The organism is Pseudomonas fluvialis (assembly GCF_002234375.1).
GTDB lineage: Bacteria > Pseudomonadota > Gammaproteobacteria > Pseudomonadales > Pseudomonadaceae > Aquipseudomonas > Aquipseudomonas fluvialis.
In genome coordinates this window covers 19,530-45,317 of sequence record NZ_NMQV01000001.1, presented here as the reverse complement: position 1 = coordinate 45,317, position 25,788 = coordinate 19,530, and the positions used below count along the sequence as shown (strand labels likewise).

At 65.1% G+C, this 25,788-nt stretch carries 21 protein-coding genes; 13 read left to right on the top strand and 8 right to left on the bottom strand.

Going from position 1 to position 25,788, the window contains the following annotated elements:
• The first annotated feature begins 114 nt into the window (after positions 1-114).
• The gene (locus CFY91_RS00205) at positions 115-1,692 is read left to right on the top strand and encodes a GGDEF domain-containing protein (RefSeq protein ID WP_093984316.1); all 1,578 of its coding nucleotides are present in this window, start codon (positions 115-117) and stop codon (positions 1,690-1,692) included.
• On the opposite strand, the gene CFY91_RS00200 is transcribed toward CFY91_RS00205, so the two are convergent.
• Positions 1,661-2,155 (bottom strand): GNAT family N-acetyltransferase, encoded by a 495-nt coding sequence (locus tag CFY91_RS00200; RefSeq protein ID WP_093984315.1) that lies wholly within the window; start codon positions 2,153-2,155, stop codon positions 1,661-1,663. The genes CFY91_RS00205 and CFY91_RS00200 overlap by 32 nt on opposite strands.
• Before the next feature lie 63 nt (positions 2,156-2,218).
• Between CFY91_RS00200 and radA the strand changes: the two genes are divergently transcribed.
• The 4 genes from radA to CFY91_RS00180 all read left to right on the top strand — a co-directional run bounded on the left by radA (position 2,219) and on the right by CFY91_RS00180 (position 8,889).
• Positions 2,219-3,586: a DNA repair protein RadA gene (radA, locus tag CFY91_RS00195; RefSeq protein ID WP_093984314.1), complete on the top strand. Its 1,368-nt coding sequence runs from the start codon at positions 2,219-2,221 to the stop codon at positions 3,584-3,586.
• 113 nt (positions 3,587-3,699) lie between these two features.
• Complete coding sequence (locus tag CFY91_RS00190; protein ID WP_093984313.1) at positions 3,700-5,262, top strand: thymidine phosphorylase family protein; 1,563 nt, start codon at positions 3,700-3,702, stop codon at positions 5,260-5,262.
• 3 nt (positions 5,263-5,265) lie between these two features.
• Positions 5,266-6,171 (top strand): ribose-phosphate diphosphokinase, encoded by a 906-nt coding sequence (locus tag CFY91_RS00185; protein ID WP_093984312.1) that lies wholly within the window; start codon positions 5,266-5,268, stop codon positions 6,169-6,171.
• Positions 6,172-6,261: 90 nt separating this feature from the next.
• Positions 6,262-8,889 carry an EAL domain-containing protein gene (locus CFY91_RS00180; RefSeq protein ID WP_093984311.1) on the top strand — a complete coding sequence of 876 codons (2,628 nt, stop codon included), beginning with the start codon at positions 6,262-6,264 and terminating at the stop codon, positions 8,887-8,889.
• Between the two features lie 2 nt (positions 8,890-8,891).
• Here the strand turns inward: CFY91_RS00180 and CFY91_RS00175 are convergent, their stop codons facing one another.
• Together CFY91_RS00175 and CFY91_RS00170 are read right to left on the bottom strand one after the other, a co-directional pair.
• The gene (locus CFY91_RS00175) at positions 8,892-9,119 is read right to left on the bottom strand and encodes a TIGR02450 family Trp-rich protein (RefSeq protein WP_093984310.1); all 228 of its coding nucleotides are present in this window, start codon (positions 9,117-9,119) and stop codon (positions 8,892-8,894) included.
• Complete coding sequence (locus CFY91_RS00170; RefSeq protein WP_093984309.1) at positions 9,112-10,101, bottom strand: NAD(P)/FAD-dependent oxidoreductase; 990 nt, start codon at positions 10,099-10,101, stop codon at positions 9,112-9,114. The genes CFY91_RS00175 and CFY91_RS00170 overlap by 8 nt, the downstream gene beginning before the upstream one ends.
• 129 nt (positions 10,102-10,230) lie before the next feature.
• On the opposite strand from CFY91_RS00170, the gene CFY91_RS00165 reads away from it, so the two are divergent.
• Both CFY91_RS00165 and hemH read left to right on the top strand, forming a co-directional pair.
• A complete protein-coding gene (locus tag CFY91_RS00165; protein ID WP_093984308.1) occupies positions 10,231-11,142 on the top strand; it encodes a TIGR01777 family oxidoreductase in 912 nt (303 codons plus the stop codon).
• A gap of 2 nt (positions 11,143-11,144) precedes the next feature.
• Positions 11,145-12,173, top strand: a complete 1,029-nt coding sequence (gene hemH / locus CFY91_RS00160; protein ID WP_093984307.1) for a ferrochelatase — start codon at positions 11,145-11,147, stop codon at positions 12,171-12,173.
• Between the two features lie 46 nt (positions 12,174-12,219).
• Here hemH and CFY91_RS00155 read toward each other — a convergent pair whose 3' ends face one another.
• The 5 genes from CFY91_RS00155 to gatC all read right to left on the bottom strand — a co-directional run bounded on the left by CFY91_RS00155 (position 12,220) and on the right by gatC (position 17,050).
• Complete coding sequence (locus CFY91_RS00155) at positions 12,220-13,314, bottom strand: calcium/sodium antiporter (RefSeq protein WP_093984306.1); 1,095 nt, start codon at positions 13,312-13,314, stop codon at positions 12,220-12,222.
• A gap of 100 nt (positions 13,315-13,414) precedes the next feature.
• The gene (locus tag CFY91_RS00150; protein ID WP_093984305.1) at positions 13,415-13,849 is read right to left on the bottom strand and encodes a septal ring lytic transglycosylase RlpA family protein; all 435 of its coding nucleotides are present in this window, start codon (positions 13,847-13,849) and stop codon (positions 13,415-13,417) included.
• Positions 13,846-15,294 carry an Asp-tRNA(Asn)/Glu-tRNA(Gln) amidotransferase subunit GatB gene (gene gatB / locus CFY91_RS00145; protein WP_093984304.1) on the bottom strand — a complete coding sequence of 483 codons (1,449 nt, stop codon included), beginning with the start codon at positions 15,292-15,294 and terminating at the stop codon, positions 13,846-13,848. The genes CFY91_RS00150 and gatB overlap by 4 nt, the downstream gene beginning before the upstream one ends.
• 11 nt (positions 15,295-15,305) lie before the next feature.
• The gene (gene gatA / locus CFY91_RS00140; protein WP_188390287.1) at positions 15,306-16,763 is read right to left on the bottom strand and encodes an Asp-tRNA(Asn)/Glu-tRNA(Gln) amidotransferase subunit GatA; all 1,458 of its coding nucleotides are present in this window, start codon (positions 16,761-16,763) and stop codon (positions 15,306-15,308) included.
• A complete protein-coding gene (gene gatC, locus CFY91_RS00135) occupies positions 16,763-17,050 on the bottom strand; it encodes an Asp-tRNA(Asn)/Glu-tRNA(Gln) amidotransferase subunit GatC (RefSeq protein WP_093984303.1) in 288 nt (95 codons plus the stop codon). Before gatC ends, gatA begins: the two co-directional genes overlap by 1 nt.
• Positions 17,051-17,265: 215 nt before the next feature.
• Between gatC and mreB the strand changes: the two genes are divergently transcribed.
• The 6 genes from mreB (at position 17,266) to CFY91_RS00105 (ending at position 25,787) form a co-directional block, all read left to right on the top strand.
• Positions 17,266-18,303: a rod shape-determining protein MreB gene (mreB, locus tag CFY91_RS00130; protein ID WP_093984302.1), complete on the top strand. Its 1,038-nt coding sequence runs from the start codon at positions 17,266-17,268 to the stop codon at positions 18,301-18,303.
• A gap of 94 nt (positions 18,304-18,397) precedes the next feature.
• Positions 18,398-19,321 (top strand): rod shape-determining protein MreC, encoded by a 924-nt coding sequence (gene mreC / locus CFY91_RS00125; protein ID WP_093984406.1) that lies wholly within the window; start codon positions 18,398-18,400, stop codon positions 19,319-19,321.
• Complete coding sequence (gene mreD, locus CFY91_RS00120) at positions 19,321-19,809, top strand: rod shape-determining protein MreD (protein ID WP_093984301.1); 489 nt, start codon at positions 19,321-19,323, stop codon at positions 19,807-19,809. The genes mreC and mreD overlap by 1 nt, the downstream gene beginning before the upstream one ends.
• 10 nt (positions 19,810-19,819) lie before the next feature.
• Positions 19,820-20,413, top strand: coding sequence for a Maf family protein (locus CFY91_RS00115; RefSeq protein WP_093984300.1), 594 nt, complete (start codon positions 19,820-19,822; stop codon positions 20,411-20,413).
• A gap of 66 nt (positions 20,414-20,479) precedes the next feature.
• Positions 20,480-21,937 (top strand): ribonuclease G, encoded by a 1,458-nt coding sequence (gene rng / locus CFY91_RS00110; protein WP_093984299.1) that lies wholly within the window; start codon positions 20,480-20,482, stop codon positions 21,935-21,937.
• A 10-nt stretch (positions 21,938-21,947) separates the two neighbouring features.
• The gene (locus tag CFY91_RS00105) at positions 21,948-25,787 is read left to right on the top strand and encodes a YhdP family protein (protein ID WP_243392510.1); all 3,840 of its coding nucleotides are present in this window, start codon (positions 21,948-21,950) and stop codon (positions 25,785-25,787) included.
• The last annotated feature ends 1 nt before the right edge of the window (position 25,788 follow it).

Here is a 25,788-nt window from a genome sequence, read left to right as displayed (position 1 = left end):
AGGTCATGTGCATTTGCCAGGGGTTGCCAGGTCGGGCGCTGTGCGGCGTCGTAGTAGGGCTACGCTGAGACATAGCAACGACGTCACTCGTGCCGTGGGGAGGGTGAGACGCGAATGTTCAAACCTGATCTGCGCCTGTTGATCGTTTTGCTGGGGCTGGCGGTCGGGCTGGTGACCTTCATCAACGCCGTTCTTTCGAGCTACCAGACCGAGCGCGATCTGCTGATGGCGCAGACCCTGGAGGCCAACCGGGTGTATGCCGCCAAACAGGCCGCCAGCACGGAGCTGTTTTTGCTCAACACCCTTGAGCAACTGGCCTATAGCGCTGGTCGCCTGGCTGAGAGCTGGGCAGATGCCGCGGCGCGGATGGATGAGGCTGAACGCCTGAGTCGCCTGAGCCGCAGCTTCAACGCGGTTACCGTACATGACCGACAGGGGCGGATCATCGCCACGTCCAGCGACGGTCTTGCCATGTTGGGCCTGCGTAGCCAGGGCACGGTAGCCGATGACGGACATGGCCAGCGCTCCTGGGTGTCGCAACCCTTTCGCGGCGTCAATGGCGAACTGCTGGTGTTTCTCTCCTATCCGGTGGTGGATGCCGCCGGCCAGGCTCTCGGCCTGGTAGGGGGCACGCTCTATCTGCAGCAGCCCAATGCCTTGCATGCCTTGCTGGCCGAGCACTATTACCGTGACGGTACGCACTTCTACGTGGTCGATCGCAGCCGCCAGTTGATTTATCACTCCGATGCGCAGCGTGTGGGCGAACAGGTGGTCTTACATAATCCGGCGGTGGAGGCCGTGCTGCAGGGGCGTGCCGGCATGCAGCGGCTGATCAATTCACGTGGCATCGATATGCTGGCCGGCTACGCACCGGTGCCCAGCGCTGGCTGGGGGGTGGTCGCGCAGCGGCCAACGGCGCAAACCCTGGCAGAGCTGGACGAGCTGATGCTCAAGACGCTGCGTAACAGCATTCCCATCACCCTGCTGTCGCTCCTGGCGATTGCCTGGCTGGCCCGCTGGATTGCCAGGCCACTGCGTAACCTGGCCGATACCGTGGAGCACTGGGACAGCCCGACTGCCGATGAGGAAGTGCGCCGTGTGCGCGCCTGGTATTTCGAGGCGCAGCAGTTGCAGCGCGCCATGCAGGAAGGGCTGGCGATGCTGCACGACAAGCTGGGCCGACTTAGCGAGGAGAACATTACCGACCCGCTGAGCGGCTTGCTCAATCGTCGCGGCCTGGCCCTCGGCCTGGAGCGCTTGCAGCAGCAGCGCCTGCCGTTTGCCGTACTGGCACTGGATATCGACCATTTCAAGCAGATCAACGATCGTCATGGCCATGCGCTGGGGGATCGGGTTTTGCAGCACCTGGCCGGGCTGATGCGTGACTGCTCGCGCAGTACCGACCTGCTGTGCCGCAGCGGTGGCGAGGAGTTTCTGATGCTCTTGCCGCAGGCCAATGCCGCAGTGGCCATGCGGGTTGCCGAGCGCCTGCGCCTGAGCATGGCCAGTATGCCCAGCCCGACGGGTACGGCAGTCACCGTGTCGTTGGGCGTGGCCTTGTGGCCAGGGCCGCCCACGCCGGTCGCCCAGGTGCTCAAGGCGGCGGATGCGGCGCTCTACCAGGCCAAGGCGCAGGGGCGCGACCGCGTGGTGTATGCGCCTACTGGCGAGGACAGTGCAGCAGGTAGCTGAGCAGCGCGGGTTCGGGGCTGGGCAGGGCGCGCCACCAGTGGCTGGGCAACTCGCCCAGCAGGGCCTGGGCAAATGGCATGCCCAGCGGATCGTCGCGGTACAGGCTGATCACCCAGGGCTCACCGCTGGCGCAGACCAGTTGCTGGAACAGTGCCCGGCCGATACCGCGTCGGCGATATTTGCGCAGGATGAACAGGTCGGCGAATTCCTTGGCGTCGATGCCGGGCAGCTCGCTACGCTCGACTAGCAGGAAGCCAGCGATGAAGCCGTCCACCAGAATCAGGCCGGCGCTCCAGTCCGGCTCCTGCCAGTAGCGCGCCAGGTGTGCATGGTGGATGTAGAAACGCCCGTCGTTCTCCACCTCTTCATCCTCCCAGTCCGAAGACTCGTAGGCATAGAACTGGTAGAGGTTGGCGATCAGCTCGGTGGCTGTTGCGTCGGTGTGCATGAGTTCGATCTGCATGGGGCCTCGCCCGGCGGTTGGGTGCGCTATTATCCGCGCTTTTCCCGGTGGCGGAGACACTTCATGGCCAAGGCCAAGCGCATGTATGGCTGCACCGAGTGCGGCGCGACCTTTCCCAAGTGGGCCGGGCAGTGCGGCGAGTGCGGGGCCTGGAACACCCTGACCGAGACGGTGATCGAGAGTGGTGGCGCTGGCGCACCGTCCGGGCGCGGCGGCTGGGCCGGGCAGCAGGCGCAGATCAAGACCCTGGCCGAGGTCAGCGTCGAGGAAGTGCCACGCTTCTCCACCGTCTCCGGCGAGTTGGACCGGGTGCTTGGCGGCGGTCTGGTGGATGGCTCGGTGGTGCTGATCGGCGGCGACCCGGGTATCGGCAAGTCGACCATCCTGCTGCAGACCTTGTGCAATATCGCCCAGAGGCTCCCCGCGCTGTATGTCACCGGCGAGGAGTCGCAGCAGCAGGTGGCCATGCGCGCGCGGCGCCTGGAGCTGCCGCAGGACAAACTCAAGGTGATGACCGAGACCTGCATCGAATCGATCATCGACGTGGCGCGCCGCGAGCAGCCCAAGGTGATGGTCATCGACTCGATCCAGACCATCTTCACCGAGCAGCTGCAGTCCGCCCCCGGCGGCGTGGCGCAGGTGCGCGAGAGCGCGGCGCTGCTGGTGCGCTACGCCAAGCAGAGCGGCACGGCGATCTTCCTGGTCGGCCACGTGACCAAGGAAGGCGCCCTGGCCGGCCCGCGCGTGCTGGAACACATGGTCGATACCGTTTTGTACTTTGAGGGCGAGTCCGACGGCCGCCTGCGTTTGCTGCGCGCGGTGAAGAACCGCTTCGGCGCGGTCAACGAGCTGGGCGTGTTCGGCATGACCGACAAGGGCCTCAAGGAGGTCACCAACCCCTCGGCGATCTTCCTCACCCGTGCCCAGGAGGCGGTGCCGGGCAGCGTGGTCATGGCCACCTGGGAAGGTACCCGGCCGATGCTCGTGGAAGTGCAGGCGCTGGTCGACACCAGCCATATGGCCAACCCCAAGCGCGTGACCGTGGGGCTCGATCAGAATCGCCTGGCCATGCTGCTGGCCGTATTGCACCGGCATGGCGGCATCCCCACCTACGACCAGGACGTGTTCCTCAACGTGGTCGGCGGGGTCAAGGTGCTGGAGACCGCTTCCGACCTGGCGCTGATGGCCGCGGTGATTTCCAGCCTGCGCAACAAGCCGCTGCCGCACGACCTGCTGGTGTTCGGCGAGATCGGCCTGTCCGGCGAGATCCGCCCGGTGCCGAGCGGTCAGGAACGCCTGAAAGAGGCGGCCAAGCACGGCTTCAAGCGCGCCATCGTGCCCAAGGGCAATGCGCCCAAGGAGGCGCCGGCCGGCCTGCAGGTGATTGCCGTGACGCGCCTGGAGCAGGCGCTGGATGCGTTGTTCGACTGACATACTGATCTGCGACAACAGGTCGCATGCGCGGCTTTGCATAATGGCCGGCCTGTTTATGCCTCTGCTAACGTGCCGTTCAGGCACAGCACTGTCACCTGCGGAGACCGCCCATGGCCCATCGCCGAACACCCGCCAGTGCCACCCTGCAATTGCGCCGGGTGGCCATTGATACCTACCGGGAAAACGTCGCCTATCTGCACCGCGACTGTGCCATCTATCGTGCCGAGGGCTTCCAGGCATTGTCCAAGGTCGAGGTGAGCGCCAATGGCCGGCGCATCCTCGCCAGCCTCAATGTGGTGGATGACGAATGCATCGTGGCGGTTGGCGAACTGGGCCTCTCGGAAGATGCCTTTGCCCAGCTGGGCGTGGCCAACGGGCATCCAGCGAGTATTTCCCAGGCCGAGCCGCCGGCTTCGATCCATGCGCTGCACCGCAAGATTGCCGGGGAGCGCCTTAGCCATGATGACTTCCGGGCCATCGTGCGTGACATCAGCGAGCACCGCTATTCGAAGATCGAGTTGACGGCCTTCGTGGTCGCCTGCAACCAGGGTGAACTGGACCGCGAAGAGGTGTATTTCCTCAGTGATGCGATGACCGCCGTTGGCCGGCGCCTGGACTGGCGTGAGCACCCGGTAGTCGACAAGCACTGCATTGGCGGTATTCCCGGCAATCGCACCTCGATGCTGGTCGTACCGATCGTTGCCGCCCACGGCATGCTCTGCCCGAAAACCAGTTCGCGGGCCATCACTTCGCCGGCCGGCACCGCCGACACCATGGAGGTGCTGGCCAATGTCGAGTTGCCCTTCGCCCGCCTGGAGGAGATCGTCCACGCCCACCGCGGCTGCCTGGCCTGGGGGGGCACCAGCGATCTGTCGCCGGCCGACGATGTGCTGATTGCCGTGGAGCGGCCGCTGTCCCTGGATTCGCCCGGACAGATGGTGGCCTCGATCCTTTCCAAGAAAGTCGCTGCCGGCTCTACCCACCTGTTGCTGGATATCCCGGTCGGGCCGAGCGCCAAGGTGCGCTCCATGCCCGAGGCACAGAAGCTGCGCAAGCTGTTCGAGTATGTGGCCGGGCGCATGGGGCTGGCCATTGACGTGATCATCAGTGACGGTCGGCAGCCGGTGGGTAATGGTATTGGCCCGGTGCTGGAGGCGCGTGATGTCCTGCAGGTACTGACCAATGATCCGGCCGCGCCCAACGACCTGCGTCAGAAATCGCTGCGCCTGGCCGGGCGCATGCTTGAGTTCGACCCGGATGTGCGCGGTGGCGATGGCTTTGCCATTGCCCGCGATATCCTCGATTCCGGGCGGGCCCTGGCCAAGATGCACGCGATCATGCAGGCGCAGGGGCTGCGAGAGTTCGACTACCGGAATCCACCGCTGGCGCCGCTGAGCTTCGAGGTGTGTGCCGACACGGAGGGTGTGCTGGTCGCCATCGACAACCTGCAGTTAGCGCGTATTGCCCGTCTGGCCGGTGCGCCCAAGGTACAGGGCGCTGGCCTTGACCTGCTGCACAAGCTGGGCGCGCGGGTCAGCGCCGGCACGCCGTTGTACCGCGTGTATGCCGCCTATGCGGCGGATCTGGAATTTGCCCGCCAGGCCTGCGTGCGTGCCTCGGGGGTGAGCCTGGGCGAGGCAGAGCAGCTGCCGGCCTTTTTTGTGGAGTGCTGATCAATGAGCCAGAGCCTGTTGCTGTATTTCGCCGAGGAGGCGCTGCCTGCGCGGCGTCTGGCCGAGGCCTGCGGTCTGCCTGCCGCGGCAGTCGAATCTCACCGTTTTCCCGATGAAGAACTGCGTCTGCGCCTGCCCCTGCAGCCTGGCCAGGCGCTGCCCGAACAGCTGGTGCTGTACCGCAGCCTGGATCGCCCCAACGAGAAACTCGTCGAACTGCTCTTGCTGGCGGGTGAAGCACGTCGCCTGGGTGTACAGCGTTTGTGGCTGGTCGCCCCCTACCTGGCCTACATGCGCCAGGATATGGCCTTTCACCCTGGCGAAGTGGTCAGCCAGCAAATCATCGGGCCTTTTCTGGCCGGCCTGTTCGATGGGGTGATCACCGTGGACCCGCACCTGCATCGCATTGCCAGCCTGGCCGAGGCCATTCCGCGTGGTGTGGCCGTCAGCCTGTCGGGTGCGCCGATGCTTGCCGAACTGATTGCCGAGCAGGTCGAGCAGCCGCTCTTGCTGGGGCCGGATGCCGAGTCGGCACAGTGGGTCGGTCAGGCCGCGGCTGTGCATGGCTGGCCGCATGGGGTGTGCACGAAGCTGCGGAGCGGCGATCGTCAGGTGCAGATCAGCCTGCCGGCGCTCGATCTGCGTGGTCGCAACGTGGTGTTGCTGGATGACGTGGCCAGTTCCGGGCGAACCCTCGCGGCGGCCGCACAGCAGGCCCTGGCAGCGGGGGCGGCCACGGTGGATGTGGCGGTGACGCATGCGCTGTTCGCCGGTGATGCCCTGGCGGTGATCGCGGCGGCCGGTGTTGGCCGGGTGTGGAGTACCGACTGCATCAGCCACCCGAGCAACGCCATTGCCATGGCGCCCTGCTTGGCACAGGCGCTGCAACCGTTGCTCATGCAGCGCTGAGTGTGGCGTGAAAACGGCGAAGTGCTTCTCAACGGAACGTCTGGGTAGTAGCCATGCCGAGTGGGCATGGCGTGTACAGGGTTGCTTGGCATGATTATGGATTTCGTCACGGGCGCGGCGTTGCTGCTGGCGCTGTGCTACCTGCAGGCGATCAACGTACGCGCCTGCCAGGGGCGACCCTGGCTGTTGCGCTTGAGTTCGGGGCTGCTGTTTGGCGTCATTTGCCTGGTGGGCATGTGGCTGCCGATTGCCCCGCACGAGGGCGTGTTCTTCGATGCACGGACGGCGGTGCTGAGCATGGCCGCGCTTTTCGGTGGTGCCTGGGTTGCCTTGCTGGCCGGGCTGATTGCGGCTGCGGGGCGCCTGTGGCTGGGCGGTATTGGTATGTACGTCGGGGTGGCGAACGTCATCCTGCCGTTGCTCATGGGCCTGGCCATGCGTGCGCTGGTGCAGCGCGGGCGACTGCCACTGAATGCCCTGTCGTTGTGGTTGTTCGGCGTTTTGCTGCATCTGGGCGTGCTGCTGGTGCTCAGCGCCCTGCCGGCCGAGCACTACCAGCGCATTCTCACGTACCTGGCCCTGCCTTCGTTGCTGGTCCTGCCGTTGGCCGGGGTGATGCTGGGCTTGCTGCTCAAGGATATTGGCCAGCGCCAGCACACCGAACGCGACCTGCAGTTCAGTGAAGCGCGTCTGCGGGCGATTGCCGGGGCCCTGCCTGACCTGTTGATGGTGCTCGACGAGGACGGCCGCTATCTGGAGGTGATTGCCCCTGACCCGCAGTTGCTGCGCCTGCCGGTCGGCGCGCTGCTCGGCAAGCGCCTGCATGAAGTGCTGGCGCTGAGCCAGGCGGAGTCACTGCTGGCCTTCGTACGCCTGACGTTGTCCAGCAATGCGCCCCAGGTCACTGAGTACCGCATGCAGACCCTGGCCGGGCTGCGGCTGTTCGAAGCCCATGCGCGGCGCCTGGATGTCACCCTCGAGGGGCGTGCGGCGGTGGTCATGATCATTCGTGACATCACCGAGCGGAGTCTGGCCGAAGAGGAGTTGCGCATCGCCGCGATTGCCTTTGAAACTCAGCAGGGCATGTTCATTACCGATGCCAGCAGTCACATTCTGCGGGTCAACCAGGCCTTTTGCCGGATTACCGGGTATCAGCCGGACGATGTGATTGGCCAGCACACCCGGCTGCTCTCCTCGGGCCAGCAGGGGGCCGAGTTCTACCGGCAGATGTGGCAGTCGATCCATCAGCACGGCAGTTGGCAGGGAGAAATCTGGAATCGCCGCAAGAGTGGCGAGGTCTTCCCCGAGTGGCTGTCGATCAGTGCCGTGCGCGCCACCGATGGCCGGGTAAGCCACTATGTCGCCTCGCTCAGTGACATCAGTGAGCGCAAGGAGGCAGAGCAGCAGATTCGCCACCTGGCGTTTTACGACCCCTTGACCGGTCTGCCCAATCGGCGCCTGCTGCTCGACCGCCTGCAGCAGGCCATGGCGCACAGTGCGCAGAGTGGCCAGTATGCCGCGCTGATGTTCCTTGATCTGGATAATTTCAAGAATATCAATGACCTGTATGGTCACCAGGCGGGCGACCAGCTGTTGCTGCAGGCTGCCGGGCGACTGTCGGCCCTGGTGCGCAGCAGTGAGGCGGTGGCGCGTCTGGGCGGCGATGAGTTCGTGCTGATGCTCGAACAGCTGGGTGGGCAGGCCGACCAGGCGGCCAGCCGCGCCGAGCAACTGGGTGGGCAGATCCTGCACAGCCTCAGCCAACCTTATAGCCTGCTCGGCCAGCCGCTGCACAGTAGCGTGAGCATCGGCGTGGTGCTGTTCCTCGGTAACCACGAGAGTGTCGATGAACTGTTCAAACGCGCCGATCTGTCCATGTATGAAGCCAAGCATGCCGGCAAGAATGCCCTGCGCTTTTTCGACCCGCAGATGCAGGCCGTAGTCAGTACGCGCTTGCGCCTGCAGGAGGAAATGCGCCAGGGGCTGCGTGAAGGACACTTTATCCTGCACTACCAGGCCCAGGTGGAAGAGGGCTGCGGCGTGGTGGGAGCCGAGGCGCTGTTGCGCTGGCAGCACCCCCAGCAGGGCTTGCTGGGGCCGGCGGCGTTCATTCCATTGGCCGAGCGCAGCGGGCTGATCCAGGCGCTGGATGGCCTGGTACTGCGCCAGGCCTGTCTGCAACTGGCGCGCTGGCAGGCCCAGGGTGGCGCGCTGGCGCGCTTGAGCCTGGCGGTCAACCTGAGCGCCGTGATGCTCTATCAGCCCGGCTTCGTCGAAGACTTGCAGGCGCTGCTCGAGGAAACCGGCGCGGCGGCACAGCTGCTCAAGCTGGAAATCACCGAGTCGTTGCTGCTGGATGACATGGCGGCTGCCAGCCAGCGCATGAATGCCTTGCGACAGATGGGTATACGCTTTTCCATTGATGACTTTGGCACGGGTTATTCGTCCATGGCCTATCTGCAGAAGCTGCCGCTGGATCAGCTGAAGATCGACCAGTCGTTCATCCGTGAACTGCCCGGCAATCCGAGCAGCCTGGCGATTGTCCGGGCAACTTGTGCCATGGCGCAGAGCCTGGGACTGCAGGTGATTGCCGAAGGGGTGGAGACCCCGGCGCAGCGCCAGGTATTGCTGGACAGTGGTTGCCGGCATTTCCAGGGTTACCTGTTTGCCCGGCCCGTGCCGGTCGAGCAATTCGAGGCGTTGCTGGCGGCGCAGTAAACTCAGTGCCAGCCCTGCTGCCAGCGGCTGGAGTCCTGCAGTTCACGCCAGTCGATCCACTGGCTGCGGCGTGTCAGCACCGCCTGCAGCTCGACTTGCAGGACTTCGCCCTGTTCGTCACGCAACCAGTCGTTGACCAGAAAATGCCGTTCGCGCTGCTGTACCTGGCGTGCGGTCCATTTCGAGAGGAGCAGCTTGCGTGGATTGAGGCGGTGGCGTTGTTCAGGCATCGCGGTGCTCCAGCAGCTTGCGCGCGGCTTCCTGGCCGCTCAGCCAGGCGCCTTCCACGCGGCCACTCAGGCACCAGTCGCCACAGGCATACAGGCCCAGCTCACCCTGCGCCAGGGCACCCCACTGATGCGCCTGGGCTGGGCGCGAATACAGCCAGCGATGGGCCAGGCGCAGCGTCGCGGGGGGAATCCGACAGCCGAGTAGTTCGGCAAACTCACCGTGCAACAGGTCGATCACCGCTGTCTTGTCCAGGTCGATGTGCGCGCGGCTCCAGGTGCTGCTGGCATGCAGGATCCATTGTTCGTGGTGCGTCTCGCGGCCCGGCTTGCTCTGGTTGCGGGCCATCCAGTCGAGCGCCTGGTCCTGCACGAAGCAGGCGTCCAGCGCGGTGTCGAGCGGCTCGTCGAAGCACAGGGCGACCGCCCAGGTCGGCTCCATGACCACGCTGGCGGCCTGCGCCGCCATGCTCGGCGCAGCGCTCAGCAACGAGCTGGCCTGTGGCGCAGGGGTGGCGACGATCACTGCGCTGAACGGGCCATGACTGTTGCCCTGGCTGTCGAGTAGTTGCCAGTGTTGGCTGCCGCGAAAGACCTCGCTGATCCGACAATCGAACTGCACCGGCAGATCGCCCAGCAGCTGGCGGCACAGCGCGCTCATGCGCGGCGTAGCCACCCAGCGTTCCTGACTGTCTGCCGACGGGCTCAGCTGGCCCTGGCGAGCCTGGTACAGGCGCGGCAGCCAGGGGGCGACCCAGCCCTGTGCCTGCCAGTGCTGGACGGCCGTGCTGAAGTGTCGGTCGCGTGCGGTGAAGTACTGTGCGCCGAGGTCGAGGCTGCCGCAGTCGCTGCGCTTGCTGGACATGCGCCCGCCGCTGCCACGGCTCTTGTCGAACAGCTGCACGGGCAGGCCGGCCTCATGCAGGCGGCGGGCGGCGGACAGGCCGGCAAGGCCGGTACCGATGATGGCGATGGGGTGCTGCATGGGCGGCCTCACAAGGTGGCTGAAGATTGATGTACCTATATTGTACAAAGTCTTTTATTCTGTACATGTTTTTGCTGGCCGATCATCTATGCTTGAGGTTAGCAGGCCGTTACCTGAGGAGGCGTCGTCATGCACATTCTGCTTACCGGAGGGACTGGCCTGATTGGCCGGGCACTGTGCCGCCACTGGTTGGCGGCCGGGCATCAGTTGAGCGTATGGAGCCGCCGCCCCGAGCAGGTTGCCGCGCTGTGCGGTGCACAGGTACGCGGTATCGGACGCCTGCAGGAACTGGGTGAGGAGCCGCTGGATGCCATCGTCAACCTGGCGGGGGCGCCGATTGCCGATCGCCTGTGGACGCGCCGGCGCAAGGCCGAGCTGTTGGCCAGCCGGGTGCAGCTTACCGATCAGTTGGTCGAGTGGCTGGCCACGCGGCGCCAGCGTCCGGCGCTGCTCCTGTCCGGCTCGGCGGTGGGCTGGTACGGCTGTGGTGGCGAGCAGGAACTCGATGAGAACAGTGGTAGCCCCGCCGAGGACTTTGCCAGCCAGTTGTGCGCGGCCTGGGAAGACAGTGCGCGGGCGGCCGAGGCACTGGGCCTGCGGGTGGTGCTGTTGCGTACCGGTCTGGTGCTGGCCCGTCAGGGTGGTTTGCTCAAACGCATGCACTTGCCGTTCAGTCTGGGCTTGGGCGGCCTGTTGGGCGATGGGCGACAGTGGATGCCGTGGATCCACCTGGCCGACCAAATCGCGCTGATCGATTTTCTCTTGCAGCATCCGCAGGCCAGTGGGCCTTACAATGCGTGCGCGCCACAGCCGGTCCGCAATCGCGACTTTGCCAGGGCACTGGGCCTGGCCCTGCATCGTCCAGCCTGGCTGGCCGCCCCGGCGGGGCTGTTGCGCCTGCTGCTGGGTGAGTTGGCCGAGTTGCTGCTGGACGGCCAGCGCGCCGTGCCGCGCCGCCTGTTGCAGGCGGGTTTCCGTTTTCGCTTCACCACGCTGGAGGAGGCCCTGGCCGACCTGCTGGCGGGTACAGACAAGGATTGAGCATGTCCGATCACGCACTGCTGTTGGTCAATCTGGGGTCGCCGGCTTCCACCTCGGTGGCCGATGTGCGCCGTTACCTCAACCAGTTCCTCATGGACCCCTATGTCATCGACCTGCCCTGGCCGCTGCGGCGCCTGCTGGTCGGGCTGATCCTGTGGCGCCGGCCGGCTGCCTCGGCGCACGCCTACCAGTCCATCTGGTGGGATGAAGGCTCGCCGCTGGTGGTGCTCAGTCAGCGTCTGACCGACGCCGTGCGCCCGCTCTGGCCGCATGGACCGACCGAACTGGCGATGCGCTATGGCGAACCGTCAATTGCCGGCACGCTGCAGCGCCTGGCTGAGCAGGGCGTGCGCCGGGTGACCCTGGCGCCGCTCTATCCGCAGCATGCCGACAGCACCACCACCACGGTGATCGAAGAGGCGCGCCGGGCCATCGCCCAGCACAGCTTGCCGCTGCGTCTGCAGGTCCTGGCACCCTTCTATGACCAGCCGGAATACCTCGATGCCTTGGTGGCCAGTGCCGAACCTTACCTGCAGCAGCCTTTCGATCATCTGCTGCTGAGCTTTCACGGCCTGCCTGAGCGGCACCTGCACAAGGCCGATCCGAGTGGCAAGCACTGCCTGCGTAGCGCCGACTGCTGTCAGCAGGCGCCTGCCGAGGTGCTGCAGCGCTGTTACCGTGCGCAATGCCTGCGCAGTGCGGCAGCCTTTGCCGAACGCGCCGGGTTGACTGATGGACAATGGTCGGTGGGTTTCCAGTCACGGCTGGGGCGTGCCAAATGGATCGAGCCGTACACCGAGGAGCGTCTGGACGAACTGGCCGCCGCCGGGGTGAAGAGGCTCCTGGTAATGTGCCCGGCTTTCGTGGCCGACTGTATCGAGACCCTGGAAGAAATCGGTGATCGTGGTCGTGAACAGTTCATCGCCGCCGGCGGTGAGGAACTGGTGCTGGTGCCTTGCCTGAATACCCATCCGCGCTGGGTGGAGGCGCTGGCCAGCCTGTGCCAGAAAGTGCCGCAGGCGCTGACCTGAAGAAAACCACAACGCCGCTGTTCAGCGGCGTTGTGGTCTGTGCGCTTTAGTGATGGCGTTGGCGCTGCCAGGCGCGTGCCGCCAGAACCAGCAGGGTGATGGCGGTCAGCGGCAGGACGAAGGTCAGCATGGCCTGTTCGAAGGCGCCCAGCCAGGGCGCGCCACTGCTGTTGGAAATCAGGTAGACGGTGTACAGCGCGTAGTAGCCGACGAACAGCACACCTTCCCAGCGATTGATCGAATAGCCGTTGAAGAAGATTGGCAGACAGGCGATGGCGACCGCGATCATTACCGGGAAATCGAAGGCCAGGGCGTTGGCTGCCACGCTGATGGCCTGTGGCGAGACCAGCGATGCCAGGCCGAGTACGCAGAGCAGGTTGAAGATATTACTGCCGACGATATTGCCCACGGCGATATCGCGTTCGCCCTTGAAGGCAGCCATGACCGAGGTGGCTAGCTCCGGTAGCGAGGTGCCGATGGCGACCACGGTCAGGCCAATCACCAGCTCGGAAATGCCCAGCGCGCGCGCCAGGGTAACGGCACCCTCCACCAGAAAGTTCGAGCCGCTGACCAGCAGGACCAGGCCGGCGGCGATCAGCGCCAGGTTGATCAGCCAGGCGTAGGGCTTGGGCGTTTCGTCGAGACCGAACTCTGCAGCGAACTCGTCGTCCTCGGCGGCAATACCTTTTTCCCGAAGGCTGCTGATGATCAGAAAGCCGGTGTAGGCCAGGACTCCGGCGAACAGCAGGGCGCCATCCACACGGCTCAGGCTGCCGTCCCAGGCCAGGGCGAAGGTCAACAGGCTGGCGCCGATCATGATCGGCACGTCGAGGCGAATCAGTTGCCGCGAAACCAGCAGGGGGGCGACTACGGCCGTCACCCCGAGGATCAGCAGGACGTTGGCGATATTGCTGCCAATCACGTTGCCAATGGCCAGGTCACCGCTGCCATCCAGTGCTGCCTGCACGCTCACCGCGGTTTCCGGCGCGCTGGTGCCGAAGGCCACGACGGTCAGGCCGATGATCAGGGGCGGGATACCGAACTGTGCGGCCAGCTTGGCAGCGCCGCGCACCAGTACTTCGGCGCCAGCGACCAGCAGCACCAGGCCGGCGACGATATAAACGAAAGTCATCAGGGTCATTGCGCAAGGCTCCAGAAAAATGGCGCTAGTGTAATCATTGCCGGACGGCACGCCAGAGGCGCTTTGGCTGGCGTGTGCGGCTCTTTGTAAGAGGCTGTGTTCATTCGCTCAGTAGTTGCAGTTGTACCGGCACGACACCGTCGCGCAGCATGTCCAGTTGCTGCGCCGCGCCGCGTGACAGATCGATGATGCGGCCCCGGGTAAAGGGCCCGCGATCATTGATGCGTACCACCACACGGCGTTCATTGCGCAGGTTGGTGACCTGCACGCGGCTGCCGAATGGCAGGCTGCGATGGGCAGCGGTCAGTGCATGCTGGTTGAACGGCTCGCCACTGGCGGTCGGTCGTCCATGGTGTTTTCCGCCGTACCAGGAGGCCTGGCCGGTTTCGCTGGAGACGAAACGGCCCGATGTGGAGCAGCCGGCGAGCAGCAGGACGGCGACAAGCTGCGCACCACAGGCCAGCAGAGAAAGGCCGCGACGGGGTCGCTGGAGCCTTCCTTGCAGCGTGTGGTGTGCGGCTTGCAGCGGCTTCATCCCTCGAGTTTCTTCTTCAGCAGTTCGTTCACCTGCCCCGGGTTGGCCTTGCCCTTGGAGGCCTTCATGGCCTGGCCGACGAAGAAACCGAACATCTTGCCGCGCTTGGCCTCGTCGCTGGCGCGGTACTGTTCGACCTGCTCGGCGTTGGCCGCCAGCACGTCATCCAGCATCGCTTCGATGGCACCCGAGTCGGTGACCTGCTTGAGGCCCTTGTTCTCGATCACCTCGTCGGCAGTCGCACCTTCGCCGGCAGCGAGGGCCTCGAAAACCATCTTGGCGATCTTGCCGCTGATGGTGTTGTCGCGGATGCGCAGGATCATCCCGCCCAGCTGTTCGGCCGAAACCGGCGACTGCTCGATATCCAGGTTGTCCTTGTTGAGCAGGCTGGACAGCTCGCCCATCACCCAGTTGGCGGCCAGCTTGGCGTCGCCGCAGACCCCGGCGACCTGCTCGAAGTACTCGGCCATCTCGCGGCTGGCCGAGAGCACACTGGCATCGTAGGCGGACAGGCCGTACTGGCTCTGGAAACGCTCGCGTTTCTGCGTCGGCAGCTCCGGCAGCTCGCCGCGCAGCTGTTCGATGAAGCTGTCTTCGAGCACCACCGGCAGCAGGTCCGGGCAGGGGAAGTAGCGGTAGTCGTTGGCTTCTTCCTTGCTGCGCATGGAACGCGTCTGATCCTTGTTCGGATCGTACAGGCGGGTTTCCTGCACCACCGTGCCGCCATCCTCGATCAGCTCGATCTGCCGCTGCACTTCGTGGTTGATGGCCTTCTCGATGAAGCGGAACGAGTTGACGTTCTTGATCTCGGCGCGAGTGCCGAACTCGGCCTGGCCTTTCGGACGTACCGAGACGTTGCAGTCGCAGCGCAGCGAACCTTCGGCCATGTTGCCGTCGCAGATGCCCAGGTAGCGCACCAGGGCGTGGATCGCCTTGACATAGGCCACGGCTTCCTTGGCCGAGCGGATGTCCGGCTCGGAGACGATTTCCAGCAGCGGCGTGCCGGCGCGGTTCAGGTCGATGCCGCTCATGCCGTGGAAGTCTTCGTGCAGGCTCTTGCCGGCGTCCTCTTCCAGGTGCGCGCGGGTGATGCCGATGCGCTTGGTCGTGCCGTCTTCCAGGGTGATGTCGAGGAAGCCCTTGCCGACGATGGGCTGGTCCATCTGACTGGTCTGGTAGCCCTTGGGCAGGTCCGGATAGAAGTAGTTCTTGCGCGCGAATACGTTGGTGCGGCCCAGTTCGGCGTCGATCGCCAGACCGAACTTCACCGCCATGCGCACGGCCTCGGCATTCAGCACCGGCAGGGTGCCAGGCATGCCCAGGTCAACCAGGCTGGCCTGGGTGTTGGGCTCGGCACCGAAGGTGGTGGCGCTGCCGGAGAAGATCTTCGACTGGGTGGAAAGCTGGGCGTGGATTTCCAGCCCGATTACGGTTTCCCATTGCATGGTGATCGTCCTCAGAAGCCGCTCGGGGCGTGTTGATGCCAGTCAGTCACCTGCTGGTACTGGTGCGCGACGTTGAGCAGGCGGCCTTCCTGGAAATAGTTGCCGAGCAGTTGCACGCCCACTGGCAGGCCATCGACGAAGCCGGCCGGCATCGACAGACCGGGAATACCGGCCAGGTTGGCGGTGATGGTGTAGATGTCTTCCAGATAGGCCGAGACCGGATCGCTGTTCTTCTCGCCGAGCTTCCAGGCCGGGTTGGGCGTGGTCGGGCCGAGGATCACGTCGACCTCCTCGAAGGCACGGACGAAGTCGTTCTTGATCAGGCGGCGGATCTTCTGCGCCTTCAGGTAGTAGGCGTCGTAGTAGCCGGCCGACAGCGCGTAGGTGCCGACCATGATGCGCCGCTTCACTTCCGCGCCGAAGCCTTCGCCGCGCGAACGCTTGTACAGGTCCTCGAGGTTCTGCGGGTTTTCGCAACGATAGCCGAAGCGCACGCCGTCGAAGCGTGACAGGTTGGAGCTGGCTTCCGCCGGAGCGATCACGTAGTAGGCGGGAATGGCGTGCTGCATGTTCGGCAGCGAGATGTCCTTTACCGTGGCGCCGAGTTTTTTCAGCGCTTCGACCACGGCCATGACCTTCTCGCCGATGCGCGCATCCAGGCCAGCGCCGAAATACTCCCTGGGCAGGCCGATACGCAGCCCGGCCAGCGGCTGGCTGAGTGCTGCCAGGTAATCATCCAGCGGCTGGTCGACGCAGGTCGAGTCCTTGGCGTCGAAGCCGGCCATGGCTTGCAGGAGCAGGGCGCAGTCATGGGCGTCACGTGCCATCGGGCCGCCCTGGTCGAGGCTCGAAGCGTAGGCAATCATGCCCCAGCGCGAGACGCGGCCGTAGGTCGGCTTGAGGCCGGTCAGGTTGGTCAGCGCCGCCGGCTGGCGGATCGAGCCGCCGGTGTCGGTGCCGGTGGCGGCCGGGATCAGGCGTGCGGCTACGGCAGCCGCGCTGCCACCGGAGGAGCCGCCTGGCACGCGCGTGGCATCCCAGGGGTTCTTCACCGCGCCGTAGTGGCTGGATTCGTTGGCCGAGCCCATGGCGAACTCGTCCATGTTCAGCTTGCCGAGGGTGACCGTACCGGCGGCGGCCAGTTTGTCCACCACGGTGGCGTTATAGGGGGCTTTGAAACCGCTGAGGATCTTCGAGGCGCAGCTGGTCAGCACGCCCTGGGTGCAGAACAGGTCCTTGTGGCCGATCGGTGCGCCGAGCAGCGCGCCCTGTTCGCCGGCGGCGCGGCGCTGGTCGGCGGCACCCGCCTGTTGCAGGGCCAGCTCTTCGGTGACACTGATGAAGCTGTTGAGCTGCGGGTCGAGCGCCTGGATGCGTTGCAGCAGGTGCTGGGTCAGTTCGACGGCGGAAAATTGCTTGGCAGCCAGGCCTTCGGCAATCTGGCTCAGGGTCAGTTGGTGCAGGCTCATTATTCGATCACCTTGGGAACCAGGTACAGGCCGTTTTCCACGGCCGGGGCGATGGCCTGGTAGGCCTCGCGCTGGTTGGTTTCGCTCACCACGTCGGCGCGCAGACGCTGGGTGGCCTCCAGCGGATGGGCCAGTGGCTCGACACCCTCGGTATCGACCGCCTGCATGGCGTCGATCAGGCCGAGGATGCTGTTGAGGGTGGCGGTGGTCTGTGGCAGATCGGCGTCATTCAGGCCCAGGCGGGCCAGATGGGCGATCTTTTCCACGTCGGAGCGTTCAAGCGCCATCGTGATCTCTCCAGGCTGGGGTTCGGGGGCTGCAGGCCGTCGGGAACGGTCGCCGCAAGATGCGGTCAAAGCCCGCGCAGATGGGCACTCAAGGCCCATAGAAGCCGGCAATCTACCACAGCGGGCCGGTTGCCCAAAAGGCTCGCCGTTGTTAGAGTTTGCCGCACTTTTTTACCCAGCGTTTTCCTGACGCTCTGCCTAGGGCTCTATTCCCCATGTTCAAGAAACTGCGTGGCATGTTTTCCAGCGATCTGTCGATCGACCTGGGTACGGCCAACACCCTGATTTATGTGCGCGAGCGCGGCATCGTCCTCAACGAGCCGTCGGTCGTGGCGATTCGCAACGTCGGCAACCAGAAGAGCGTGGTCGCCGTGGGCACCGATGCCAAGCGCATGCTGGGCCGTACGCCAGGCAATATCTCGGCCATCCGTCCGATGAAGGATGGCGTGATTGCCGACTTCAGCGTCTGTGAAAAGATGCTGCAGTACTTCATCAACAAGGTGCATGAGAACAGCTTTCTGCAGCCTTCGCCGCGCGTCCTTATCTGCGTGCCGTGCAAGTCGACCCAGGTCGAGCGCCGGGCCATCCGTGAGTCGGCGCTGGGTGCCGGTGCCCGCGAAGTGTTCCTCATCGAAGAGCCGATGGCCGCGGCCATCGGTGCCGGCTTGCCGGTAGAGGAAGCGCGCGGTTCGATGGTCGTCGACATCGGCGGTGGCACCACGGAAATCGCCCTGATTTCCCTGAATGGGGTGGTCTACGCCGAGTCCGTGCGCGTTGGCGGCGACCGCTTCGACGAGGCCATCGTGACCTATGTACGCCGTAACTACGGTTCGCTGATCGGTGAGTCGACGGCTGAGCGTATCAAGCAGGAGATCGGTGCGGCCTATCCGGGTGCCGAGCTGCGCGAGATCGACGTGCGTGGCCGTAACCTCGCCGAAGGTGTGCCGCGCAGCTTCACCCTGAACTCTCACGAGGTGCTGGAGGCGCTGCAGGAGTCGCTGGCGGCCATCGTGCAGGCGGTCAAGAGCGCGCTGGAGCAGTCGCCGCCCGAGTTGGCGTCGGATATTGCCGAGCGCGGTCTGGTGCTGACCGGTGGCGGTGCGCTGCTGCGTGACCTGGACAAGCTGCTCTCCCAGGAAACCGGCCTGCCGGTGATTGTCGCCGAAGACCCGCTGACCTGCGTGGCGCGTGGTGGCGGCAAGGCCCTGGACATGATGGATCGTCACTCCATGGACCTGCTGTCCACCGAGTAAGCCACCGGCGGCCGGTCTCGCGTGAGGGTGCCCGGCCGTAGCCTGCCGGGTCGGAGGCTTGCTGCTTGATCCATGCCGTTGTGAGGGCTTTGCCATCAAACCGCTATTTGCCAAAGGACCTGCCTTGGGTGTCCGCCTGCTTATCCTGGCGGTGCTTTCGGTCGTCCTGATGGTGGTGGATGCGCGCTTCGACACCTTCAAGCCAGTGCGTAGTCAGCTGGGCCTGGTACTCACGCCCTTCTACTGGCTGGCCGACCTGCCGGTGCGCGCCTGGGAAGGCATGACCAGCCAGATCAGCAGCCGCAGCGAACTGCTCGCGGAGAACGAGAAGCTCAAGGCCGAGGCGTTGCTCTTGCAGCGTCGTCTGCAGAAACTGGCGGCGCTGACCGAGCAGAACGTGCGCCTGCGCGAGTTGCTCAACTCGGCGGCGCTGGTCGATGAGCAGGTGCTGGTCGGCGAACTGATCGGTGTCGATCCCAACCCCTTCACGCACCGCATCCTGATCGACAAGGGCAGCCGCGATGGCGTGACCCTTGGCCAGCCTGTGCTGGATGCCCGTGGACTGATGGGCCAGGTTGTCGAGGTGATGCCCTATACCGCCCGCGTGTTGCTGCTCACCGATACCACGCACAGCATTCCGGTGCAGATCAATCGCAATGGTCTGCGCGCCATTGCCGTGGGTACCGGCAACCCGGAGCGCTTGGAACTGCGCCATGTGGCGGATACCGCGGATATCAAGGAAGGCGACCTGCTGGTCAGCTCCGGGTTGGGCCAGCGCTTCCCGGCGGGTTATCCGGTGGCGGTGGTCAAAGAGGTCATCCATGACTCGGGGCAGCCTTTTGCCGTGGTGCGCGCGGTGCCGACCGCGGCACTCAATCGCAGCCGTTATCTGCTGCTGGTGTTCTCCGATCCGCGCAGTGCCGAACAGCGTGCCGCGGATTCGGCCGAGGCTCAGGAACAGGCTGACCGTGCGGCGGCCGAGCAGGCGCAGCCCAGCACTTCCGGTACGCAACCATGATGGCTGCTCCCGCGCCGCGCGGCGGCTGGCTGATCATGCTCACGCTGTTGCTGGCGTTGCTGCTGAGTGTCGCCCCCATGCCGGCCTTCATGGATATCGGCCGGCCGTTGTGGCTGGCCTTGTTTCTCAGCTTCTGGGTACTCAGCGTGCCGCACCGCCTGGGCCTGACCACGGCCTGGCTGTTCGGTCTGGCTGAGGATGTACTGTACGGCAGCCTGCTGGGGCAGAACGCACTGATTCTCTGCCTGGTCTGCGCCATGGTGCTAGGCCTGCAGCAGCGTCTGCGGGTGTTCCCGCAATGGCAGCAGGCGCTGGTCCTGCTGGTGATCTTCGGTCTGGCGCAGTTACTGCAGTTGTGGCTGCAGGCGCTGGCCGGCAATCGCCCGCCAACCCTGGAGTTCATGTTGCCGGCGCTGGTCAGCGCGCTGCTCTGGCCCTGGGTGCAGGGTGGCCTGCGCAGCCTGCAGCGGCGTTTCCAGGTCAACTGAGGAGACGGGCATGGTTGACCTCTACCTGGCTTCGGCCTCGCCACGGCGTGCCGAACTGCTGACGCAGATCGGCGTGCCCTTTTGCTGTCTGCCGGTGGACATCGACGAGACGCCGCATGCCGGCGAACAGGCTGATGCCTATGTCGAGCGGCTGGCCCGGGAAAAAGCCACGGCAGCCTGGCAGACCCTGCCGGCGCAGAGCGGTGCCTGCGTGCTGGGCGCCGATACCTCGGTGGTGCTGGACGGACGGATTCTTGGCAAGCCGCGCGATCGTGCGGATGCTCTGGCTACCCTGGCGGCGCTGTCCGGACGCACGCATCAGGTGCTGACCGCCGTGGCGCTGCGCCAGGGACAGCGCTGTGAGAGTATCGTGGTAGCCAGTCAGGTACGTTTTCGTGTGTTGCGTGAAGGCGAGGCGCAAGCCTATTGGGCGACTGGCGAGCCGTGCGACAAGGCGGGTAGCTATGCCATTCAGGGGCTGGCGGCGGTATTCGTCGAGGCGCTGCAGGGTAGCTATTCGGGCGTGGTGGGTTTGCCGCTGTGCGAGACCGCGCAGTTGCTGGAACGTTTTGGCATGTCCTGCTGGCAGGCCGCAGAAGGCTAAAGCCTGCCGGTTGTTCACGCATCGCGTGCAGCCCGCAGCCTTGAGCGTTCTAGGTGGATACGAGCGATGAGTGAAGAAATCCTGATCAACATCACCCCCATGGAGTCACGCGTGGCGGTGGTGGAAAACGGTGTGCTGCAGGAAGTCCACGTCGAGCGCACGCAGAAGCGCGGCATCGTCGGCAATATCTACAAGGGCAAGGTGGTGCGGGTCCTCCCGGGCATGCAGGCGGCCTTCGTGGATATCGGCCTGGAGCGCGCAGCGTTTATCCATGCCGCGGAAATCTCCAGCCGTGAGGGCAGTGCGGTGGAGCCGATCAGCGCACTGGTCCATGAGGGGCAGAGCCTGGTGGTGCAGGTGACCAAGGACCCGATTGGCAGTAAGGGCGCACGCCTGACCACCCAGCTGTCAATTCCTTCGCGCTATCTGGTCTATATGCCGCGTACCGCGCATGTGGGTATCTCGCTGAAGATCGAGGATGAGGCAGAGCGCGAGCGGCTCAAGCAGGTGGTCGCCGATTGCATCGCTGCCGAGGGTATCGAGGAGACCGGCGGCTTCATCCTGCGTACCGCGGCCGATGGCGCGCGCAGCGAGGATATTCTGGCCGACATTCGCTACCTGCGCCGTCTGTGGCTGCAGATCAGCAGCCAGATGCAGAGCGCCGCGACGCCTTCGGTGATCTACGAAGACCTGTCGCTGGCCCTGCGTACCCTGCGTGATCTGGTCAACGCGAAGATCGAGAAGATTCGCATCGACTCCCGGGAAACTTTCCAGAAGGTCTGCCAGTTCGTCGACGAGCTGATGCCCGAGGTGGCCGACCGTCTGGAGCATTACCCAGGGGAACGGCCGATCTTCGACCTGTACGGTGTCGAGGACGAGATCCAGAAGGCCCTGGAGCGCAAGGTGCTGCTCAAGTCGGGCGGTTACCTGATCATCGATCCGACCGAGGCGATGACCACCATTGACGTCAATACCGGTGGTTTTGTCGGGCACCGCACCCTTGAGGAAACCATCTTCAAGACCAATCTTGAGGCGGCCACGGCGATCGCCCGGCAGATGCGCCTGCGCAACCTCGGCGGGATCATCATCATCGACTTCATCGATATGGAAGACGAGGAGCACCAGCGCCAGGTTCTGCGTACCCTGGAGAAGCAGCTGGAGCGCGACCACGCCAAGACCAACATCATCGGTATCACCGAGCTGGGCCTGGTGCAGATGACCCGCAAGCGCACCCGTGAAAGCCTGACCCAGGTGCTCTGCGAATCCTGCCCGAGCTGCCAGGGGCGAGGCCTGCAGAAGACGGCGGAAACCATCTGCTACGAGATTTTCCGCGAGATTCTCCGTGAAGCACGGGCCTACCAGGCCGAAGGCTACCGGGTGCTGGCCAACCAGGCGGTGATCGACCGCCTGCTGGATGAGGAGTCGGGGAACGTTGCCGACCTGGAGGCCTTCATCGGTCGACCGATCAAGTTCCAGGTGGAAAGCACCTACTCCCAGGAGCACTACGACGTGGTGCTGCTCTGAGCGGGGCGCGATGATGAAACGCCTGGGGGAGTGGCTGCTGAGGCTGCTACGCGGTTTGCAGGGCCTGCTGGCTCTGGCGTTGGTGCTGCTTGCGCTGTACGTCAGCGTGGGCCGCGAGTTGTTGCCACTGCTCGATGACTATCGCCCGCAGCTGCAGGCCAGCCTGCAGCGCAGCCTGGGCATGGCGGTACGTATCGAGCGGCTCGACGGGCAATGGCATGGCCTGTCACCCACCCTGGCGGCGCATCAGGTTCAGCTGGGTGACGGCGACGACCGGCTGTTGCTGGAGCGCATCGAGCTGCGTCCGGATATCCCCGCCAGTCTGCTGGCCGGCGAGCTGCGCCTGATGAGCATGAGCCTGAGTGGTCTGCACATGCAGCTCCAGGAGCAGGCGACCGGACAGTGGCAGGTGCAGGGCTTGGCCTTGCCCTCGGCGGGCGTTGCGCCGAGCTGGCCGGGCATGCTGCAGCGCTTGCGGCAGCTGGGCCAGGTGAACCTGTATGACAGTCACTTGCTGGTGCAGCCGCTGGCCGGTGAGCCGCTGGCGCTCAGCTATGTCAACCTGAGCCTGCGCAGTCGCGCATCCGGGGTGCGTCTGGATGGCCGGGTGGTGCTTCCCGACGGTCAGCCGCTGGCCTGGCAGTTGCAGCTGCAGGCGGCGGGAGAAAATTGGCGGGACAGTGCCGTGCGGCTTTACGCGCAGTTGCCGTTGAGCGACTGGGCGCCCTGGCTACAGCGTCTGCTGCCGGAGGCGCTACAGGGACAATGGCAGCTCGGCAAGTTGCAGCTCGGCGGTGAGCTGTGGCTGGACTGGCAGGCGCGCGCGCTACAGACGGCCAGCCTGCGCTTGCAGGGCGCGGCCCTAGAGCTGGCGCGCGGTGAGCAGGCGGCCCAGGCAGTCGATGATTTGAGCCTGCTGGCGCATTATCGCAAGCGCAGCCAGGGGCACTGGTTGCAGTTGCAGGATCTGGGCTTCAGCCAGGGTGGCGAACGCTGGTTGCTGCGTCAGTTGCAGGTGATACAGACGCGCAATGCCGATGAGCCGGTCTGGCAGTTGCGCGCCAGCGAGTTGCCGTTGGCCGTGCTGACGCCCTTGCTATCTGCCTGGGGTGGTCTGCCGCCGCTGGCCGATGAGGTGATGCTGAGCATGGCCGGGCATGGCCGGCTGGAGGCCTTGCAGCTGGACTTCTACCCGCAGCGCCAGGGCCTTGATCGACTGAGTTTTGCCGCCAATCTCCAGAACGTCGGCTTTGCTCCCTGGCGAGCGGTGCCGGGTGCGGAACATATCACCGGCTATGTGGCTGGCGATCTGGCCGGCGGCGAGCTGCAGCTGGCGGGTGAGCGTTTCATGTTGCATTTCCCGACCCTGTTTGCCGAGCCCTGGCACTATCGCCAGCCCCGCGCACGCCTGCTCTGGCAAGTGGATGAGCAGGCTTTCAGCCTGATCAGCCCCTACCTGCAGCTGGAGGCCGATGAAGGCCGCCTGGCCGGGGACTTCATGATTCGTTTGCGCTTCGATCCGCAGGCCGAGGATTACATGGACCTGCGCGTAGGCCTGCGCGAGGGCGATGCGCGCTTTGCCGGCAAGTACCTGCCGAGCCATTCGCCAGGCTTCAGTCGCCAACTGGATGGCTGGTTACGCCAGGCGCTGCAGGGCGGGCGGGTCAAGCAGGGGTATTTTCAGTATCAGGGTTCGCTGAACAAGGGCGCCCCGCCGGAGTCGCGCAGCCTCAGCCTGTACTTCGATGTCGAGCAGGCCGAACTGGCCTACCAGGCCGGCTGGCCAGCACTGCGCGAAGGGCGCGGCCAGGTGTTGGTTGATGACAATGGCGTGCGGGTGGGGCTGCAGCAGGGGCAGGTGGGGGCGATTCAGATCGCCCAGGCACAGGCCGAGGTGGCCACTGCCAAGCCAGGGCAAATGCCCCGCCTGCAGCTTCACAGCCAGTTGCAGGCCGATTTGCAGCACGCTCTGGGCTTGTTGCAGGAAACCCCGCAGCCCAGTGCCGAGGTGTTTGCCGGTTGGCGAGGAGAGGGGCCTGTGCAGGGGCTGCTGCATCTGGACTTGCCTTTGCAGCAGGGCCAGGCACCGCGCGTACAGGTGGAGTTGCAGACCGAGCAGGCACAGTTGTATCTGGCTCAGGCCGACCTGCAGTTCAGCGAGATCACCGGGCGCTTTGACTATGACACGGCGTTGGGCATGCGCAGCACCGGTCTGAGTGCGCGCACCCTGGGACATGTGCTGAACCTGCAAGCCTTTGCCGAAGGCCGCCAGGGCCGTGCGCGGACGCGTCTTGAGGTACAGGGACGAGCTCCCGTGGCAGCCCTGCTGAAATGGCAGGGACTGCCGGCCAGTACGCCGCTACGCGGCCAGTTGCCCTATCGCCTGCGTGTGCTGCTGGCCGATGAGGACAGCCTGCTACGCGTATTGTCTGACCTGCGTGGCCTGCACATCGACTTGCCGGAGCCTTTCGGCAAATCGGCCGAACAGCGCCGTGATATGGCTTGGCGCATGACCTTGAGTGGCGCGGAGCGTCGCTATTGGCTGGATATGGACGGTCTACTCAGTCTGGCGGCGGCCGCAGCACCGCAGCGCTGGCGCGACGGTCGCGGTGAAGTGCGCCTGGGTGGCGCTGCAGCACGTCTGCCGGTACAGCCGGGTTGGTCCTTGCGTGGCGCCTTGCAACAGCTGGACTTGCAGGAGTGGCAGCGCTGGCACCAGCAGCACCAGGCCCAGCAGCCGACTGATCTGCGCTGGTTGAGCCTGGTTGATCTGGACATCGCGCAGATCCGTGTCGGCGAGTTGACGATCGACCAGGCGGCCGTGCAGTTGCAGCCGCAGGCCGAGGCCTGGCGTCTGGCGCTGCGCAGTCCGCTGGTCACTGGCAGCCTGCTCTGGCCCGCGCAGGGCGAGGCGCCTCTGCAGCTGCAGCTGGACTACCTTGACTTGCCGCGTGGCGAGACGCCTGTCGATCCTTCGACAGCGCTGCCACGCCCCGATCCGCTGGCTGGGTTCGATCCGCGGCGCGTGCCGGCGATGGATATACAGATCGATGAGTTGCGCCTGGCCGGCGTGCCGGTAGGACGCTGGCGTCTGCAAACGCGACCGCAGGCCGACGGGGTGCGTCTGCAGCAGCTCGACCTGCAGATGCGCGGCCTGCAGTTGACCGGCGAGGCGACCTGGACCGGCAGCGCCGAGCACAGCCAGAGCAGCTATCGGGGACGCTTGCAGGGTGGCGATCTGGGCAAGGTGTTGCGTGCCTGGGACTACGCGCCGAGCGCCAGCAGCGAGTCGTTTCGTGTCGATGTGGATGCTCACTGGCCTGGCTCACCGGCCTGGGTCAGCCTCAAGCGTGTGAGCGGTGACCTGCATGCGCGTCTCGACAAGGGGCAGTTTGTCGAGGCCGATGGCGGTAGCCAGGCGTTGCGCGTGTTCGGCCTGCTTAACTTCAACTCGATCGCCCGGCGTCTGCGTCTGGATTTCTCCGACCTGCTGGGGCGGGGCCTGGCCTACGACAAAGTACGTGGGCAGCTGCATGCACGGGACGGGGTATTCGTCACCAGCAAACCGTTGCGCCTGAGTGGCCCCTCCAGCAACCTGGAGCTCAATGGCACGCTGGACATGGCCAACGAACAGATCGATGCCAAGCTGCTGGTCACTCTGCCGGTCAGCAACAACCTGCCGCTGGCGGCGGTAGCGGTTGGCGCGCCGGCCATCGGCGGTGCGTTGTTCGTCGTCGACAAGTTGTTGGGTGATCGCCTGGCGCGTTTTGCCAGTGTGCAGTATGACGTCAAGGGGCCATGGAACGAGCCGCAGATCAGCTTCGACAAACCCTTCGAAAAACCTCGCTAGG

Excerpts from the sequence above, each read along its gene's own strand:
- CFY91_RS00205 (WP_093984316.1), top strand. The coding sequence starts at position 115 with ATGTTCAAACCTGATCTGCGCCTGTTGATCGTTTTGCTGGGGCTGGCG.
- CFY91_RS00200 (WP_093984315.1), bottom strand. The coding sequence starts at position 2,155 with ATGCAGATCGAACTCATGCACACCGACGCAACAGCCACCGAGCTGATC.
- radA (WP_093984314.1), top strand. The coding sequence starts at position 2,219 with ATGGCCAAGGCCAAGCGCATGTATGGCTGCACCGAGTGCGGCGCGACC.
- CFY91_RS00190 (WP_093984313.1), top strand. The coding sequence starts at position 3,700 with ATGGCCCATCGCCGAACACCCGCCAGTGCCACCCTGCAATTGCGCCGG.
- CFY91_RS00185 (WP_093984312.1), top strand. The coding sequence starts at position 5,266 with ATGAGCCAGAGCCTGTTGCTGTATTTCGCCGAGGAGGCGCTGCCTGCG.
- CFY91_RS00180 (WP_093984311.1), top strand. The coding sequence starts at position 6,262 with ATGATTATGGATTTCGTCACGGGCGCGGCGTTGCTGCTGGCGCTGTGC.
- CFY91_RS00175 (WP_093984310.1), bottom strand. The coding sequence starts at position 9,119 with ATGCCTGAACAACGCCACCGCCTCAATCCACGCAAGCTGCTCCTCTCG.
- CFY91_RS00170 (WP_093984309.1), bottom strand. The coding sequence starts at position 10,101 with ATGCAGCACCCCATCGCCATCATCGGTACCGGCCTTGCCGGCCTGTCC.
- CFY91_RS00165 (WP_093984308.1), top strand. The coding sequence starts at position 10,231 with ATGCACATTCTGCTTACCGGAGGGACTGGCCTGATTGGCCGGGCACTG.
- hemH (WP_093984307.1), top strand. The coding sequence starts at position 11,145 with ATGTCCGATCACGCACTGCTGTTGGTCAATCTGGGGTCGCCGGCTTCC.
- CFY91_RS00155 (WP_093984306.1), bottom strand. The coding sequence starts at position 13,314 with ATGACCCTGATGACTTTCGTTTATATCGTCGCCGGCCTGGTGCTGCTG.
- CFY91_RS00150 (WP_093984305.1), bottom strand. The coding sequence starts at position 13,849 with ATGAAGCCGCTGCAAGCCGCACACCACACGCTGCAAGGAAGGCTCCAG.
- gatB (WP_093984304.1), bottom strand. The coding sequence starts at position 15,294 with ATGCAATGGGAAACCGTAATCGGGCTGGAAATCCACGCCCAGCTTTCC.
- gatA (WP_188390287.1), bottom strand. The coding sequence starts at position 16,763 with ATGAGCCTGCACCAACTGACCCTGAGCCAGATTGCCGAAGGCCTGGCT.
- gatC (WP_093984303.1), bottom strand. The coding sequence starts at position 17,050 with ATGGCGCTTGAACGCTCCGACGTGGAAAAGATCGCCCATCTGGCCCGC.
- mreB (WP_093984302.1), top strand. The coding sequence starts at position 17,266 with ATGTTCAAGAAACTGCGTGGCATGTTTTCCAGCGATCTGTCGATCGAC.
- mreD (WP_093984301.1), top strand. The coding sequence starts at position 19,321 with ATGGCTGCTCCCGCGCCGCGCGGCGGCTGGCTGATCATGCTCACGCTG.
- CFY91_RS00115 (WP_093984300.1), top strand. The coding sequence starts at position 19,820 with ATGGTTGACCTCTACCTGGCTTCGGCCTCGCCACGGCGTGCCGAACTG.
- rng (WP_093984299.1), top strand. The coding sequence starts at position 20,480 with ATGAGTGAAGAAATCCTGATCAACATCACCCCCATGGAGTCACGCGTG.
- CFY91_RS00105 (WP_243392510.1), top strand. The coding sequence starts at position 21,948 with ATGATGAAACGCCTGGGGGAGTGGCTGCTGAGGCTGCTACGCGGTTTG.